This is a genomic window from Photobacterium proteolyticum, assembly GCF_001939735.1.
Classification (GTDB): domain Bacteria; phylum Pseudomonadota; class Gammaproteobacteria; order Enterobacterales; family Vibrionaceae; genus Photobacterium; species Photobacterium proteolyticum.
The window spans coordinates 48,447-62,258 of sequence record NZ_MJIL01000096.1 but is presented as its reverse complement, the minus strand read 5'-3'; the positions used below and the strand labels follow the sequence as shown (position 1 = coordinate 62,258).

The 13,812-nt window shown below is 43.8% G+C and carries 20 protein-coding genes; 8 read left to right on the top strand and 12 right to left on the bottom strand.

The features are described 5' to 3' along the window. Window positions 1–113 precede the first annotated feature (113 nt). From BIT28_RS25170 to BIT28_RS25150, 5 genes are all read right to left on the bottom strand, one after another. Entirely contained in the window at window positions 114–569 is a 456-nt protein-coding gene (locus tag BIT28_RS25170; protein ID WP_245823878.1) for a hypothetical protein, read from the bottom strand. Between the two features lie 62 nt (window positions 570–631). After that, window positions 632–1,306 (bottom strand): C39 family peptidase, encoded by a 675-nt coding sequence (locus BIT28_RS25165; RefSeq protein WP_075767709.1) that lies wholly within the window; start codon window positions 1,304–1,306, stop codon window positions 632–634. A 159-nt stretch (window positions 1,307–1,465) separates the two neighbouring features. Further along, on the bottom strand, window positions 1,466–2,041 hold the full coding sequence (locus tag BIT28_RS25160; RefSeq protein ID WP_075767708.1) for a hypothetical protein: 576 nt from the start codon (window positions 2,039–2,041) through the stop codon (window positions 1,466–1,468). 211 nt (window positions 2,042–2,252) lie between these two features. Next, a complete protein-coding gene (locus BIT28_RS25155) occupies window positions 2,253–2,585 on the bottom strand; it encodes a carbon storage regulator (protein ID WP_075767707.1) in 333 nt (110 codons plus the stop codon). A gap of 41 nt (window positions 2,586–2,626) precedes the next feature. Next, window positions 2,627–3,241 carry a hypothetical protein gene (locus BIT28_RS25150; protein ID WP_075767706.1) on the bottom strand — a complete coding sequence of 205 codons (615 nt, stop codon included), beginning with the start codon at window positions 3,239–3,241 and terminating at the stop codon, window positions 2,627–2,629. A gap of 415 nt (window positions 3,242–3,656) precedes the next feature. Here BIT28_RS25150 and BIT28_RS25145 point away from each other — a divergent pair, with 415 nt between their 5' ends. The 3 genes from BIT28_RS25145 to BIT28_RS25135 all read left to right on the top strand — a co-directional run bounded on the left by BIT28_RS25145 (window position 3,657) and on the right by BIT28_RS25135 (window position 5,705). Beyond that, window positions 3,657–4,694 (top strand): transporter, encoded by a 1,038-nt coding sequence (locus BIT28_RS25145; RefSeq protein WP_089153724.1) that lies wholly within the window; start codon window positions 3,657–3,659, stop codon window positions 4,692–4,694. A 113-nt stretch (window positions 4,695–4,807) separates the two neighbouring features. Then, window positions 4,808–5,206 carry a DUF2750 domain-containing protein gene (locus BIT28_RS25140; RefSeq protein ID WP_075767705.1) on the top strand — a complete coding sequence of 133 codons (399 nt, stop codon included), beginning with the start codon at window positions 4,808–4,810 and terminating at the stop codon, window positions 5,204–5,206. Between the two features lie 148 nt (window positions 5,207–5,354). Then, window positions 5,355–5,705: a HopJ type III effector protein gene (locus tag BIT28_RS25135; protein WP_075767704.1), complete on the top strand. Its 351-nt coding sequence runs from the start codon at window positions 5,355–5,357 to the stop codon at window positions 5,703–5,705. A 62-nt stretch (window positions 5,706–5,767) separates the two neighbouring features. Here the strand turns inward: BIT28_RS25135 and BIT28_RS25130 are convergent, their stop codons facing one another. Beyond that, a complete protein-coding gene (locus tag BIT28_RS25130) occupies window positions 5,768–6,103 on the bottom strand; it encodes a C1 domain-containing protein (protein ID WP_075767753.1) in 336 nt (111 codons plus the stop codon). A 279-nt stretch (window positions 6,104–6,382) separates the two neighbouring features. Here BIT28_RS25130 and BIT28_RS25125 point away from each other — a divergent pair, with 279 nt between their 5' ends. The 3 genes from BIT28_RS25125 (at window position 6,383) to BIT28_RS25115 (ending at window position 8,645) form a co-directional block, all read left to right on the top strand. Beyond that, on the top strand, window positions 6,383–7,165 hold the full coding sequence (locus BIT28_RS25125; RefSeq protein WP_075767703.1) for a RelA/SpoT domain-containing protein: 783 nt from the start codon (window positions 6,383–6,385) through the stop codon (window positions 7,163–7,165). A gap of 239 nt (window positions 7,166–7,404) precedes the next feature. Further along, a complete protein-coding gene (locus BIT28_RS25120) occupies window positions 7,405–8,184 on the top strand; it encodes a nucleotidyltransferase family protein (protein WP_075767752.1) in 780 nt (259 codons plus the stop codon). A gap of 200 nt (window positions 8,185–8,384) precedes the next feature. Further along, complete coding sequence (locus tag BIT28_RS25115) at window positions 8,385–8,645, top strand: Rho-binding antiterminator (RefSeq protein WP_160653549.1); 261 nt, start codon at window positions 8,385–8,387, stop codon at window positions 8,643–8,645. A 71-nt stretch (window positions 8,646–8,716) separates the two neighbouring features. Here the strand turns inward: BIT28_RS25115 and BIT28_RS25110 are convergent, their stop codons facing one another. The 3 genes from BIT28_RS25110 to BIT28_RS25100 all read right to left on the bottom strand — a co-directional run bounded on the left by BIT28_RS25110 (window position 8,717) and on the right by BIT28_RS25100 (window position 11,095). Beyond that, the gene (locus BIT28_RS25110) at window positions 8,717–10,003 is read right to left on the bottom strand and encodes an L-cysteine desulfidase family protein (RefSeq protein WP_075767701.1); all 1,287 of its coding nucleotides are present in this window, start codon (window positions 10,001–10,003) and stop codon (window positions 8,717–8,719) included. Between the two features lie 162 nt (window positions 10,004–10,165). Next, entirely contained in the window at window positions 10,166–10,498 is a 333-nt protein-coding gene (locus tag BIT28_RS25105; RefSeq protein WP_075767700.1) for a hypothetical protein, read from the bottom strand. A gap of 144 nt (window positions 10,499–10,642) precedes the next feature. Further along, window positions 10,643–11,095 (bottom strand): methyltransferase family protein, encoded by a 453-nt coding sequence (locus BIT28_RS25100; protein ID WP_075767699.1) that lies wholly within the window; start codon window positions 11,093–11,095, stop codon window positions 10,643–10,645. A gap of 210 nt (window positions 11,096–11,305) precedes the next feature. On the opposite strand from BIT28_RS25100, the gene BIT28_RS25095 reads away from it, so the two are divergent. Together BIT28_RS25095 and BIT28_RS25090 are read left to right on the top strand one after the other, a co-directional pair. Beyond that, a complete protein-coding gene (locus BIT28_RS25095) occupies window positions 11,306–11,812 on the top strand; it encodes a M48 family metallopeptidase (RefSeq protein WP_075767698.1) in 507 nt (168 codons plus the stop codon). 89 nt (window positions 11,813–11,901) lie between these two features. Beyond that, window positions 11,902–12,324: a DUF3010 family protein gene (locus tag BIT28_RS25090; protein WP_075767697.1), complete on the top strand. Its 423-nt coding sequence runs from the start codon at window positions 11,902–11,904 to the stop codon at window positions 12,322–12,324. Window positions 12,325–12,399: 75 nt separating this feature from the next. Here BIT28_RS25090 and BIT28_RS25085 read toward each other — a convergent pair whose 3' ends face one another. The 3 genes from BIT28_RS25085 to BIT28_RS25075 form a co-directional block, all read right to left on the bottom strand. Then, window positions 12,400–12,801 (bottom strand): ribosome recycling factor family protein, encoded by a 402-nt coding sequence (locus tag BIT28_RS25085; protein ID WP_075767696.1) that lies wholly within the window; start codon window positions 12,799–12,801, stop codon window positions 12,400–12,402. Beyond that, window positions 12,801–13,016: a DUF3820 family protein gene (locus BIT28_RS25080; protein ID WP_075767695.1), complete on the bottom strand. Its 216-nt coding sequence runs from the start codon at window positions 13,014–13,016 to the stop codon at window positions 12,801–12,803. Before BIT28_RS25080 ends, BIT28_RS25085 begins: the two co-directional genes overlap by 1 nt. Window positions 13,017–13,079: 63 nt before the next feature. Further along, the gene (locus BIT28_RS25075) at window positions 13,080–13,694 is read right to left on the bottom strand and encodes a fumarylacetoacetate hydrolase family protein (protein WP_075767694.1); all 615 of its coding nucleotides are present in this window, start codon (window positions 13,692–13,694) and stop codon (window positions 13,080–13,082) included. Window positions 13,695–13,812 lie beyond the last annotated feature (118 nt).

Below are 13,812 nucleotides of genomic sequence, written 5' to 3'. Positions count from 1 at the left end.
AAAACGGCACTTAAGTATAAGTTTCCGTATTCATATCAACAAATGAACAACAAAAAAGGTACAGCTTTTATACTGTACCTTCCTAAATGACAAATTATTACTATGAAATTGGTTTAATAACCATTATGGAGAATAGAGTTTTCAAGCCTATTCCTATAAATGGATTGCTGAATAAACCCGTTAACATCTGCTTCGACATCCATAATCATTTGAGTGTTTATTCTCGTCCCGTCATCTGAGTTCTGAATAATAAAACCTGTACTAGAAGGGTTTGGATTAGCCGTATTAATATTATTATCACCTATGTCAATTACATGTAGGGGATCTTGAAAATCTATAGGCTCCCCACCAGACGGGTTAACTAACTTGCCATTGTTAATGGTAAAGTCTGCAATACGTGTCGTCAGCACTTCTTCCCCATTAATTGCCGTACTCATCGTTAAACCAATATTTATAATATTGTCATTTATAGAGACAAAACCACCTCGTATAGATGACATATCACTATCAGATAATGATGTTAGCCCTAGTTCATCAATAGAAGGAAAGCTGATAGAAGCATTAGCCATAATAGCTGCACCTCCTATCGTCGATGCGACGAATATACGAGTGAATTTATTCATACTAGCCTCTAATAATCGTTTGCACCAGGTAGTGTAATACTAAACGTTGCAAGTGAGTCTCTAGCAATCGCCTCTGAAGACGGCGACGGCGTATAGACGTTATAGTTTTCAGCAGTTATAAAGCTCTCTCGGCCCTTTACTGCTTGGTTTTTAACCAGCAAGACTGACCCTTTATAATAGGTCTTAAAGTCATCGATTGGCATTACAACAGTACCCCGTGATGGATCGCCAAGGATAACTTGACTGCTATTCATTCCTTTAATAACGACAAAGTGCATATAGCCATCGAAGTTAACGATAGTAATTGCAGGAATCCTTATTTTACTGAACTTATCGAGGGGAATATTATAGCCATTAGCATCTAGCCCTATCGAAATAAGATAATTTTTCATATCTAACATAGAAAAGCCCTGCTTCTCTATTTTTTCTTTATTTCCATGTTTAAACATATACTTGAAAACATCATTTTCTGATGTTTCAAGATCATAGTGGTAAGTAACCAAAGATGCGACAGCAGCAGATCCACAACTAAAATCATATTGCTGCCTGAAAACATCACCAAATAACTGCTCTTGGTAGCTTTTCACCTCAACATTATACGCCCCCCGATTAGGGAAGTAATCCAGCGCATAAATACTACTACTCGCAAGTAGGCCAGTGGTAAACAATATTGATCTAATCATAAGCTATACCGTTTTGGTTTCTTAGCCTTGATATCGCTGCGTCTATATTCTGACATGAATAAAAGATAGTACTTTTGACAAACCAACAATTATCAAAACTAATAATTGCTGGTTAACAAGCAATATTAAAGAAAGGGCCCAAAAGGCCCTTTATCCAGCCTAGTAATCACCACCAGGGCTTACTATGCCTCCACCTGTGCCAACAAGCGCTGCATTTGTAGCTGTTGTTTGCTGTACCATAGAGTTGTTGCCGACGTTCTGACCAGCAATACTAATACCCGAGGCATCACCAAACGCTCTGTTCATGTTGTTAGTCTGCATCACCGTCACGTCAGATGAATTAGACTTACCCTTACAACATGCACCACCATAGGTCACTTCCGCATCCATAATGTGGCCATATAACTTAGAATCCGCCAGATAGGTATTGATTTCAACATCAAGATCTTTCTCTAACGAGTTGTCAACATCTTGGTTTATTTCAGTAATATTCTTATAAACATTACCAACACCTTTAAGCTCGAGAACATCTTTGTCCTTATTGCCGACATTGCTAATGTAAATATCTTTTTCTAAAGTAAACTCTTTATTCTTTAGCACATCTACATTACCACTATCTTCAATGGTGATATCACCATCATGATTGTAGTATCCGTAACCATAATCATGGTCATCAGCAAGGGCCATAGGTGAAGCCACAAGTGCCGCAATCAGCATAATATTATTTTTACGCATGATATTACTCCAAAAATTATCAGTTCTTATTTTAATATCCGTGCATTTTGGTTATACCATCGCCTCTATTATAATCCTAGTATTAAGCGATGGCACAATCATATAACAAAAGAAGTATTGTTCTTTATCCTGCGAAACTAAACATTATTCCATTTTAGTTTTATGGGTCGCTGACATATTTTCAATATGTCAGCATAGATAGACTAACAATTTACTTCAATGTCAGGTTAACCACGGTCGCATTCTGAATTAACACATTGTTACCAGAGTTCTGGACTACATTCAATACACCTGATGCATTACTAAATGATCCTGAGTCAATAATATTGTCACCCGTTGTATTATTGTAAGCCCCATTACCTGCAACATCGCCATACATATCTGAACTTGCGTGAATATTATCAATCTTCAGCTCGTATTGACCGCCGCGAGACTGCGTCATCATATCCTCACTCAATATTTCAGAGTTTGCTAGAATATCCAACTCATCTGCAATACCCCCACTAGAAAAAAGAGCAACTGCTATCAGTGTTAAATATCTCATGACTTCCTCCTGAGGGTTGATACACAACCCTCAGTTATGTGTTATTGACTGGTTAACATTGCATTTGTGCTAGCACTTTGCTGAACCAACGAGTTATTACCCGCATTCTGACCAGCGATATTGATACCGGATGCGCCTGTAAATGCATCCTGCATGGTATTACTTTGAGTGACATTCAATGTATGCTGAGCTGGGTCACCATAACCGTCACCGTAGTAACCATGGCCATCACAACAAGCACCACCGTAAGTAACTTCACTATATGTTACTGCACCATCTAGGTATGATGTTGCCATATAGTAGTTTTCTTCAATATCGATTGTGATATCTTTGCTATTATCATAATCACTATTATCAGTGAACTTATAAATATCTTTATTATTCACATCATACAGTAACATGTAATCACTGTCGTCGTTGTAACTGTCTTTAATAGAGACATCTTTCTCAAGAGTAACCGTTAGGTTCTTTTCAACATCAGTATTGAATGAGTCTGTAATGGTTTTATCATTACCATCATGGTCTGAATCGTATCCAGAATCATAGCTGGAACCACCGTAAGGATCATGACCGTAATCATATGGGTCATGGTCATTTGCTAATGCTAAAGGCGAGCTAACAACTGCTACTAATAGTGCGATATTTGTTTTACGCATGATCCTACTCCAAATATAATGAGTTGTTATTTTTTATAATCACTCGCGTTAGTTCGCGAGATAACTTAATCATAGTTTTCGCCACTCGTACTTTTGTATTATTTTTAATAAACACACTGCCATTTAAATATAAATCTTTTGCTTTAATCACCTTACTTTATAACGCCTTAAAGATAATAAATCGTCTCAACTTTAGAATGACACGTTTGATTTTTTGAGAAATTTTCTTATCTTTAATGAAAATAATATAGTCACGTGAATATCTCAGTGATAAGACACTTATTTAAGATTCTCAGGTGACAACTTTTTCTCACTTATACTACCCTTTTCTTATTAGCTTGTATGAGTATAAACATACAACTTCATATGATTTTTAGGGGCATACACTTGTTATATAAGTGAGGGAATCGTGAGTATTTTCAATAAAATAAGCTATATTGCGCTTCTTGCTTTATTTCCAATATCCGCTTCGGCGGAAGAATCAAAGGCGTCCAAGGAAAGTGAAAAGCCCAAGCGAGTACAAACCGTTGCCGATATTCTCGAGCAACCTGGTGTTTTGACACCTAAAGGCTCTTTTGTTCTTGATACTTCTTTGTCATATACCCAGAACTCATCTAACTCGGTATCTGTTGTCGGCTATACCGTTCTTCCTTCACTTATTGTCGGGCTAATACGAGCCAGTGATATTGATCGGACGACATTGACCTTCGGGCTAACCGGACGTTACGGCATCACTAACCGGCTAGAGGTTGAGGCGCGTATCCCCTGGGTCTACCGTACAGATTCCATTTCTGAGCGGGACCTGAACAGCGGTTCTAATGCAGCAACCCTGCGTACTGTAGATGGCAACGATATTGGCGATATCGAAGCTGCCTTCAAATACCAGATAAACATGAAAGAGGCCCCCTACTGGATAGGTAGCCTCCGCTTCAAGAGCACCACGGGCAAGTCACCCTATGATGTGCCTATTAATAGCCTGAATGACTTTGAAGAGCTGCCTACAGGTTCCGGCTTCCCCAGCATCGAGCCCGGTATCACCATGATAATGCCTATCGATCCAGCCGTTATTTTCATGAACTTCAGCTATATCTGGAATATCAAAGATGATGTAGAAGTCGATATCAATATAACGGACGATGATGACAACACTGAAAACATCCGTGTAGATACCATCGACTTAGGCGATACCATTGCATTTAGTGCAGGAATGGGGTTTGCCGTGAATCCCAAATTCTCGTTCAGTCTCGGCCTAAGCCACAAAACTATCCTAAAATCAAAAATCAATGGAACAACAGCCAGTGATGCCAAGTTGTTGCAACTTGACTCACTCTCGTTTGGTGCAAACTATGCCATCGACAGAGATACAACCATCAACGTCGGCGCGACAGCCGGTATCACCGCAGATGCCCCAGACTTCCAACTGTCCGTTCGTATCCCATATACCCTGAAATAACGCCCTCTCCTATTCACCCCGGCTTATAAAGCCGGGGGACCACTTTCAATGACTAAAGTCTAATTTTCCTCTATGCTATAACGCTTAAAATAAGCAGTAACAGGAATGAATACATGTCCAACCCATTAGACTCATCCCAGATCACGGCCATCCAGGCCTACGATGCGGAGAAGCGTTATAAGTACCTGGTGAAAGAAGTAGTTTCTAACCGCCAGATCTGGATTCTGACTGATGAACATGGCTGTGTCATGTTAAATACGGACGACGAAGATTGTGTACCCGTATGGCCGAACAAGGAATTTGCTGAGTCATGGGCAACTGGAGAGTGGGAGTATTGTAAGGCCGAAGCTATTTCTCTGAACAAATGGCACAGTCGCTGGACTCACGGCCTGGAAGATGACGAGCTGGCTGTGGTGATATTCCCGAATCAGGATGAAGATGGATTAGTTGTTTATCCTGATGAGCTTGATTACGAGTTAAAGCAGCAAGCACGAAAACATAATCAGCGCTAGTCGACTGACAGTTCGTCTTGATTGCCTAGTGAACGGCGAATAGAGAAAGGGCTGTGACAGCCCTTTTATTAGCGAGCGTTCCTGCAGTGTAGTCCGTACTCGTCTATTATCAATTTCTGACTTTACCAACTGATGGAGATGTACCGCCATGGAAGCGCTACTCAACAAGATCAAACAGTCCCCTGAGCAGATTGGCTTTGACACTGTCATCGACCTTATCCAGCGACACTACCTATACACACCTACAGCTTTCTCCAATGGACTTGGCAATGAAACGCTGGTCAACACGGCTGGCAGCAACGAGGGATCATGCCGTATCTTTGCCTTTGCTCAACTGCACCAACTCTCAGAAGCTGAAACATTAGCGTGTTTCGGAGATTTCTACCGTGAAGACGTCCTTCAGAACCCTGATGGGGACGATCACAAGAACATCCGAAATTTCATGAAGTACGGTTGGCAGGGTATCCAATTCTCTGGCCGGGCTTTGTCAGAGAAGTAGCATGGGATCTTATCTCTATATACTGTCAGGTGAGGGGCAAACGCCCCTCGGCATCATCTGGGCTAGTCGCTAAGCGGTTTCTGGCAGTGTGAGCATTTCTCGGCCGGTTTCATGAAAAACGGGACGCGAGTCGCTCTTCCACATGCTGTGCAAAACTTGGTTGCGCGGATAGTTAGCCATGTTAACGGCACCATAAAGGCCAACAGCCCCAGCATCATCTGCATTGGCGGCTGTGCATACACGATAACCGCCCCAATAACGACATTACTAAAGATGGTATACACAGGCCATAATCTTCGTTTGCGCTCGACGTCAGATCCTCGTTGGAACAGCATATAGCTGCCAACAGACAACCCCAGCCATACAATGGCAAATGTCACTAATAGTTCTTGCTGCACAATCAACACTCACTCAATAAAACTTAACGCCGTCAGTCTACCACTCCTGATGTCCTATCAACCAACTTCTCCACCTTTTGTTACAAATCGAATGAATTTCATCCTAGCTCAAAAACGGATTTTGCTCAGTTTGGGAAGCCAATCACAACCTGAAAAAACGAAGCCTTATTTTTGCGGCCAGCGTCCTTGAAAACCGGGCCTCCGGACAGATATCTTAACTGAGCGGATAAAAAGACGATCCGTAACCACTTTCGTTTAGTGGTGATACAAGGAGTTTTAATGGTTGCAAAATCTTTATTGAGAACATGTTTTGTTCTGATGTTTGTTCTTGGCCGAAGCCCGGTTGCTTCAGCCGCGTTACCTGAATATAACAATGCTGATATTGAAAACCCCTCCCCTGTCCAAGGCTCCAAAGAAACATTCCAACGCTCTCTTAGTGGCCTTTACTCAATCCCTAGTTACCGTTCTCCAACCCTGATTCAGCCTCATTCTGACTTCGATGCTCTGTATCAACAAGCAGCCTCTGCCCAAAGCGAGCTTGAAAATGTACTCAGTCAAGTCAGCCTACTAACAGCCGCCCAACCGGTATTACCCGGCCTGAAATCAGAAGCAAGGGCGCAACAAAAAATCGCAACGGAACTAGAAGGCCAAACTGAGCTGCTGACCGATTTAGCACGAGGCTCACTGGTAACCAACAACATTGGTAGCCTTGTTCAGTCGTTTGAACTATTGAACAAGGAAGTCACCGTCGTCGAGGTCAAGAACCGCTTCAAGACCCCTGCGCCGTCAGGCTACCGCGATCTGAAGCTACTCGTGCGTCTACCTAAAACCCAGCACATTGCTGAAATTCAACTTCACCTTGAGGAAATTTCTGTAATCAAAAATGGTGCCGAGCACGAGATATATGAACAAATTCAGACCATCGAGCGCAAGGCCACGACAGAGCAGCGAGACCTAAACGATATCGAATTAGCCAAACTCGCGTCACTGCGACAGCAGTCCCGGGCGATGTACCAGACTGCATGGCATCAATACCTACAACCAGAGGCTATTGCCAGCTAATTAAACCTCATCATTCAGCCCGAACAGCATTTATGTCGGGCTGAAATATCTAAAGCTCACCCCTTCAGCAAATTCATCTTCCGTTCAGATTACTTTGTTATTCTACAGACCAACAAAGAGAAGCTCTTAACAGCCTGATACGTCACTTTTACCAAACCTTCGGTTTGAAGGTCACCGTTTAACGTATATTGCTGAAGCCGAAAGGCAGTACTCAGCATACCAGGAGTTGCTTGATGGATATGAAATCTGTACTTCGTACCTGCTTTATTCTTCTATTTGTTCTTGGTCGTGGCCCGGCAATGGCTGCACCGATGACAAGCTATTCTGAATCAGACCATGAGCTGCCTTCCAATCGCTCAGAAGCCAGTAAGAAATCATTCCAGCGCAGCCTAAGTGGCCTCTACAGCATTGATAGCTGGAAAGATGAGGGGATCGCTCAACCTTACTCAGATTTCGACCAGCTATACCTTGCTGCGGCTCATGCCCAACAAGAACTTGATACTGTTATTCGTGAGATAAGCCTTGTTACCAGCACGCAGGCTATTTTACCGGGTGTTAAGTCCCAGCATCGTGCCAAAACCAAAGTAGATACTGAACTTCAAGGAAATACAAACCAGATCACCGACCTGGCCCGAGGTTCACTGGTTGCAGAAGATATCCCTAGTCTGGTTCAGGCATTCGAACTGCTTAACAAGGAAGTGACTGTTGTTGCGGTCAAGAACCGCTTTAAATCGCCGACAGATTCAGGTTATCGCGACCTTAAATTGCTGGTTCAGTTACCTGAAAGCCAGATTATCGCCGAAGTTCAACTACACCTCGATGCGATATCGACAGTAAAAAACGGTGCTGAGCATGAAATCTATGAACAGATCCAAAAAATTGAACGGGTAGGATTACAGCAGAAACGCCCTCTTTCTGAATTCGAACTGGCACAAATTGCTCAGTTGCGAACTGTCTCGAGTAATCTTTACCAGGAAGCCTGGCAGCAGTACCTTCAGCCTGAGGTGTTAGCAAGTTAACAATAACGATGCACTATATTCAGGGCCGCCTGGCGGCCTCTCCTTCAACATACTATACTGCGGCGTTGCTCAATACTAAGACAACAGTGTTAATGTTGACTATCCTTTATCAAACTACGTTCAATGTGCACGGCTTAGCGTAAACCTGCACCTTCTTGTAGCTTGGGTATAGTATGAACACGTCGCTAGGAGGATCCACGATGACCCATCGTTATCAACCTATCGACTGTACCCTTCACGACTATTTCGAAATGGCTTGTGTTTACCACTATCAGGTAAAGCTTGATTTACGTGACGAGAGTTCAGTCGAAGGAAAGTGTATAACCACGGAAACCCACCCAGACAAATCTGAATGGCTAGTTTTCAAAACTGAATATCAGTATACGAAGATTCGTATGGATTGTATTAAGCGGATGTCTGCCCTTTCACCAGACGCGCAATTCTCGGTCATTAACTGCTGACGAGTAAAAACACAAAGAGCGCCTAAAGGCGCTCTTTGAACCAAGATAGCTTGTAATCAAGAAACAATGGCTTACTTATGAACCATGATATCCAGGATCTGGACATCAGTCTGAGTCATCGCACCATTGGCAAGGGCCGACATATTGCGGATAGACGCATCAACATCATCAGCGACGATACCTTCATTACCCGTTACCCGGATACCATCCAGTGCCATTAACGCAGCCTTTACAGCAGCACTGGCCGATGATGAGACTTTCATCGCACAGCTTGTTTTGGCTCCATCACAAATGATCCCGGTAATATCGCCAATCATGCTGTTAATCGCTGCACTGATTTGCTCAAAACGTCCGCCAAGCAACCAGGTCATTCCCGCAACAGCTCCCATAGAAGCCGTTGTCGCACCACAAAGCGCAGACAGTTTATTCTGATAGCTCTTGATATAAATCGCCATCAAATGAGACATCATCAATGCTCGGGCCATGGTTTCCTGATCAGCGTTCACATGCTCGGCAACAACAGCTACCGGCATCGTCGCAGCAATACCCTGGTTGCCAGAACCAGAATTGCTCATCGCAGGCTTCATTGCACCATCCATCCGGGCATCTGAAGCGGCGGAAGTACGGCAGAGTACATTCGTCAGCAGCCCGCCAGAAAGCAGCCCTCGCTCAACATTTCGCTGGAACGTTGCACCTATCTGCAAGCCATAGTTACCGGTCAACCCTTCTTTGGACAGGGCATCATTGAGCTCCAGTGATTCAGTAATAAACTGGATATCTTCAACGGGAACATTGAGTGCAAACTCATAGATATCGTGTGCATTCGCGTGGGCAAAAATGTTCTCGGACTGAGTATCAGCCGTTGTAGCCGGCTGCGGGTCAATAATAAAGACCGCATCGCCGTTAACATCAATCGAAACAACGTTAGTATGACCGTCAGCAATAATCACAGTCGCCTGATCGGTACCATCACTAACTGTCACTTTGGCAAACAAGATATTAGACACTTGGGCGACACCCACACTAACCTGCTGTTCCAGCATCAGTTTGGCTGCCTCGACATCACCCTTGGTGATATTTTTTAAAACTTCCAGCCCTGCATCAGGTTCACCCGCCAATGCGCCCACAGCTGCCGCTATCGGCAGACCAACCATTCCGGTTCCAGGTACACCAACGCCCATGCCATTCTTCATTAGGTTGGGAGAGACATATGCTTCAACCTGGGTTGGCTTTCCCTTAAGGTGACGAGCGGCAATCGCAGCGGCCAACGCAACTGAAACCGGTTCAGTACAGCCTAATGCAGGAACCACTTCTTTCTTAACTGTTTCAATAAAACCGTTCCAGAGGTGCTTTTTCATTGTTATTACCTTCAGATAAACAGGTGGATGGTAGGGTACTGTTTTATCCCCCTTGTCTTAATATGGTTAATTTACACCTACCTGAAGGGAATTGTTTTGCCAAAAATCCTCTAAAATCAAAATCCGGGAGAAAGTTTTTCTATAGCGGCCAACTCCAGGAAACTAGCAACCTCCGCAACTGCCACAACGCCAGTCTTCCGCATTCACAGCCTGATAAAAATACCGGAAATTGTCCTCATCAATCGGAATATTCTGGGTATCAAAAAGATCCGCCAGCCAATCTATATTGGAAACAATCCATTGATCTTCTTCCTCCCCTTCGGCGTAGAGGGGATCATCCGGATCCATGAAGTTATAAATGCCAAAGGTACCCATATCCTTTTCAAGCTTTTCTTCCGGAATCTCTAAAAGGCTTCCCTGATATGTAATTTCCCAATGGCCCAGACACAAGGTGTTCCCTACCGATGTCCAGCGTGCTTTGAACGGATTGCCCATAGTGCTTGCTCAGGTATTAACGAAGTGGCACATAATAACCACCGCGTTAATATGGTCAATACCTCCAGAGGCTTAAACAGCCAGCACTGTGACTAGGCGTAGCGACAAGGCGCAATAACTAGGCGTAGTAACTAGGCATAGTAGTTAGCACCAACGGCGTACTTGCTCGCAGTATTGTCGATACTCTTCACCAAAAATGGCTTCCAACACATCTTCTTCCGGGCCGATTTGGAAGTTATTCATATAGAAGATAAACAGCGGGATCATCACTAAAGCAGAGAGTGCGGATAAATAAAAAAAGGCAGCGATAAGAAACAATACTAACCCGAGGTACATCGGATTACGTGAAAATCGATAGATACCCGAAGTGACCAGACTTGATGCCTTATGCGGATTACGCGGATCGACGGTTGTTCGCTCTTTAGCAAATGACATAACTCCAGCCAAGCCAACCAAGGTCCCAGCAAGGCAAAACATCAGCACCAGCATAAACTGGCCCCAAAACGAAAATATCCATAACGGCCAATACTGTGAAAGCAAATACATACCACCAAGCGTTATCAGCAATAACACTGGTGGAGGCAATTTCAAATCCATATCCCCATTTCCTCCATAAAAGCGCAAGAGCAATGTAACCACTTCACTGTCGTCATCTCCTTTAATAATCAGTTTAATATATACCTATGTTACAGATGGACTGAATTGAATCACTGAATGGACAATAATAGGTGATTGCTAAGCTGTCATCGGCTCTATAAGATTACCCGACCAATAACTTCTCTCAATAAATTGCCAACAACCTCTACTATGCAAAAGCTCAAGTACCTGCAAGGCTATCCCTCTTCAATTACCGATCAGGTGGCCAACCTGATTGATTCCAACCAGCTTGAAGCTTTCTTGCTAAAGAAATATCCCCGTTGCCATGAGCTAACAACAGAGAAAGCCTTGTATGACTATGTACAAGAGATCAAGTCGCAATACCTGAAGAAATCGCCACCGGTGAGTAAAGTGGTCTATGACAAGAAAATACATGTCATCAACCATGCGCTAGGGCTCCACTCGTTTGTCTCTCGCGTGCAGGGCAACAAGCTCAAGGCAAAGCATGAAATTCGTATCTCATCGATTTTCAAACATGCGCCGCTGCCTTTTTTACGTATGATTATTGTCCACGAGCTTGCCCACCTGAGAGAAAAAGAGCACAACAAAGCATTCTATCAACTTTGTTGCCATATGGAGCCTGACTACCACCAGCTCGAATTCGACATGCGGTTATTTCTCACTCAGCAGGAACTGAGCGGCCCGATCTACTCCTAGTAACGTTTTGACGTTACCAGCTATAAAGATCTGACATCAGCCAAACTTTTGCCTACAATATAGCGCTAATTAGAAATTTAGGTGTTTACATGAAAATTTGTGCTGTTGAGTTAAAAAGCAACGAGGCGATTGTTTGCCTGCTTTCACAAGACAATGGATTATTTGACATCCCTCAATGCCGAACTCAAAAGTTCATTATGAAAGACTCTCTCGACAATACTGAAATGAGAGACTTCCAGTTCGCATTCAAAAAGCTACTAGAAGACTACCAAGTTGACGCTGTTGTGATCCGTACCCGCGAGACACGCGGTAAATTTGCCGGCAGTGCAGTAGGCTTCAAGCTAGAAGCAGCAATCCAGCTTCTCGACGGTGTTCAGGTTGATTTCATGTCAAACAACGACATCAAGCAAAAGCTGAAACGCAATCCGCTGGCTATCGATTTCCGCGATACAGGTCTGCGCCAGTTCCAGGAAGCTGCGTTCACCACAGGCTACGCTTATCTGAGTAAGTAAGCGCCTGCTGATCATTGAAAATGGGGCTATCAGCCCCATTTTTCTATCTGAGATCCACCAATGGTGTATTACTACCTAGAGCAAATCAGCGGTAAATCGTGCCAGTCTGGCCTCAGCAATAGAGCAGTTAGTCATCGCCATAAGCTCCGCCAACGTAATGTTAGGATTCTCGAACACCAGTTTCTTTAGCTGCTCTTCCCGTGATTCACTGTTTTCATTAATGATCACAAGCCGCTCATCAATCTTACGTATCAAATATTGAAAAGCCTCAGGCTCTGAGAAGTTCAGGCTATCAGAGAGCTTGCGCTGCGCACAGGGTTCTCCGCTCACCTGCCAGTTTCTGGAACGGCGAACTCTTTTTAGCTCGCACCCATTTTCCTTGGCAATTAGCTTGGCCTTTTTGACATTATCACCACCTATACGGTGAATTAGTGACGGTAAGTGGATGATATGTTTATCTTCACTCTGGCCTTTCATTAGTCGCGCTTCAGCGGCCTGATCACCGACTCCAGCCCTTCAATTTTAAACTCAAGCGTCAAAGCCATCAGCGTGCCCAACTCTCCTTCCGGGAAGCCTTTTTTCTGGAACCACAGTAAATATTCTTCTGGCAAATCGATAAGTGCCCTGCCACTGTACTTTCCAAACGGCATTTTGACATTGGCAACCTTGATTAAGTGTTCTTTTTGAAACATAGCAATCTCCTTGTCCTTAAGCTTCGTTGATTGCATTGTCATATTCAAGCATTTACCAACACGCTATTTTACCAACCATTGCTGACTGACTACTTCCTGACCATTGCATACCAAAGCACCGATAAACTCGGCTCCCTGGCGTATTTTTCCGACCCCCGCAGGTGTGCCAGTCATTACAATGTCACCATCTTCCAGCTGCATAAAAGTCTGTACTTCCTCAAGGATCTGCGCTGGTTTGTACATCATCAACGATGTATCGCCCTGCTGGATCAGCTCTCCGTCAATATGCAGGCTCAACCCAAGCGCGGCATCACTACCTGAAATGGGAACAAACGCGCTGAATACAGCCGAACCATCGAACGCTTTACTTCTCTCCCAGGGCAGCGACTTGGCCTTCAACTCGCTCTGGACACGCCGTTTGGTCAAATCCATTCCGAGCGCTGCCGCGACAAAGCGTCCATCCTGGTATAAATAAGCAATCTCACTTTCATAATGCAACTCATCGCCACGGTGCGTAGCAGATAAAACAGTACCAATCGCTGAGTTGGGCTTTATAAATATCACCATTTCATCCGGGATTTCGTTTCCTAGCTCATGAACATGATCAACGTAGTTTCGACCGATGCAGACGACTTTGCTGGGAGAAATCAAGGAATTGTTGAAGCTTACAGTGTTCATACTTAGTCCTTTAAGCAGTATTAAGTGATAACCCAAGATACACCCAAACTACCTCAAGATGCTCGATTCGGCGAGAATTACTTACGACTATGGCTTGGCTATACCACATTGAGAGAGG

What these genes read in the sequence shown, in the direction of transcription:
- BIT28_RS25080 (WP_075767695.1), bottom strand. Translation starts at nt 13,016, where the DNA reads ATGTTTCAAAAAGAACACTTAATCAAGGTTGCCAATGTCAAAATGCCG.
- BIT28_RS25155 (WP_075767707.1), bottom strand. Translation starts at nt 2,585, where the DNA reads ATGAGATATTTAACACTGATAGCAGTTGCTCTTTTTTCTAGTGGGGGT.
- BIT28_RS25110 (WP_075767701.1), bottom strand. Translation starts at nt 10,003, where the DNA reads ATGAAAAAGCACCTCTGGAACGGTTTTATTGAAACAGTTAAGAAAGAA.
- BIT28_RS25160 (WP_075767708.1), bottom strand. Translation starts at nt 2,041, where the DNA reads ATGCGTAAAAATAATATTATGCTGATTGCGGCACTTGTGGCTTCACCT.
- BIT28_RS25075 (WP_075767694.1), bottom strand. Translation starts at nt 13,694, where the DNA reads ATGAACACTGTAAGCTTCAACAATTCCTTGATTTCTCCCAGCAAAGTC.
- BIT28_RS25085 (WP_075767696.1), bottom strand. Translation starts at nt 12,801, where the DNA reads ATGAAAGGCCAGAGTGAAGATAAACATATCATCCACTTACCGTCACTA.
- BIT28_RS25120 (WP_075767752.1), top strand. Translation starts at nt 7,405, where the DNA reads ATGAAATCTGTACTTCGTACCTGCTTTATTCTTCTATTTGTTCTTGGT.
- BIT28_RS25090 (WP_075767697.1), top strand. Translation starts at nt 11,902, where the DNA reads ATGAAAATTTGTGCTGTTGAGTTAAAAAGCAACGAGGCGATTGTTTGC.
- BIT28_RS25165 (WP_075767709.1), bottom strand. Translation starts at nt 1,306, where the DNA reads ATGATTAGATCAATATTGTTTACCACTGGCCTACTTGCGAGTAGTAGT.
- BIT28_RS25115 (WP_160653549.1), top strand. Translation starts at nt 8,385, where the DNA reads ATGACCCATCGTTATCAACCTATCGACTGTACCCTTCACGACTATTTC.
- BIT28_RS25135 (WP_075767704.1), top strand. Translation starts at nt 5,355, where the DNA reads ATGGAAGCGCTACTCAACAAGATCAAACAGTCCCCTGAGCAGATTGGC.
- BIT28_RS25100 (WP_075767699.1), bottom strand. Translation starts at nt 11,095, where the DNA reads ATGGATTTGAAATTGCCTCCACCAGTGTTATTGCTGATAACGCTTGGT.
- BIT28_RS25095 (WP_075767698.1), top strand. Translation starts at nt 11,306, where the DNA reads ATGCAAAAGCTCAAGTACCTGCAAGGCTATCCCTCTTCAATTACCGAT.
- BIT28_RS25150 (WP_075767706.1), bottom strand. Translation starts at nt 3,241, where the DNA reads ATGCGTAAAACAAATATCGCACTATTAGTAGCAGTTGTTAGCTCGCCT.
- BIT28_RS25170 (WP_245823878.1), bottom strand. Translation starts at nt 569, where the DNA reads ATGGCTAATGCTTCTATCAGCTTTCCTTCTATTGATGAACTAGGGCTA.
- BIT28_RS25125 (WP_075767703.1), top strand. Translation starts at nt 6,383, where the DNA reads ATGGTTGCAAAATCTTTATTGAGAACATGTTTTGTTCTGATGTTTGTT.
- BIT28_RS25105 (WP_075767700.1), bottom strand. Translation starts at nt 10,498, where the DNA reads ATGGGCAATCCGTTCAAAGCACGCTGGACATCGGTAGGGAACACCTTG.
- BIT28_RS25140 (WP_075767705.1), top strand. Translation starts at nt 4,808, where the DNA reads ATGTCCAACCCATTAGACTCATCCCAGATCACGGCCATCCAGGCCTAC.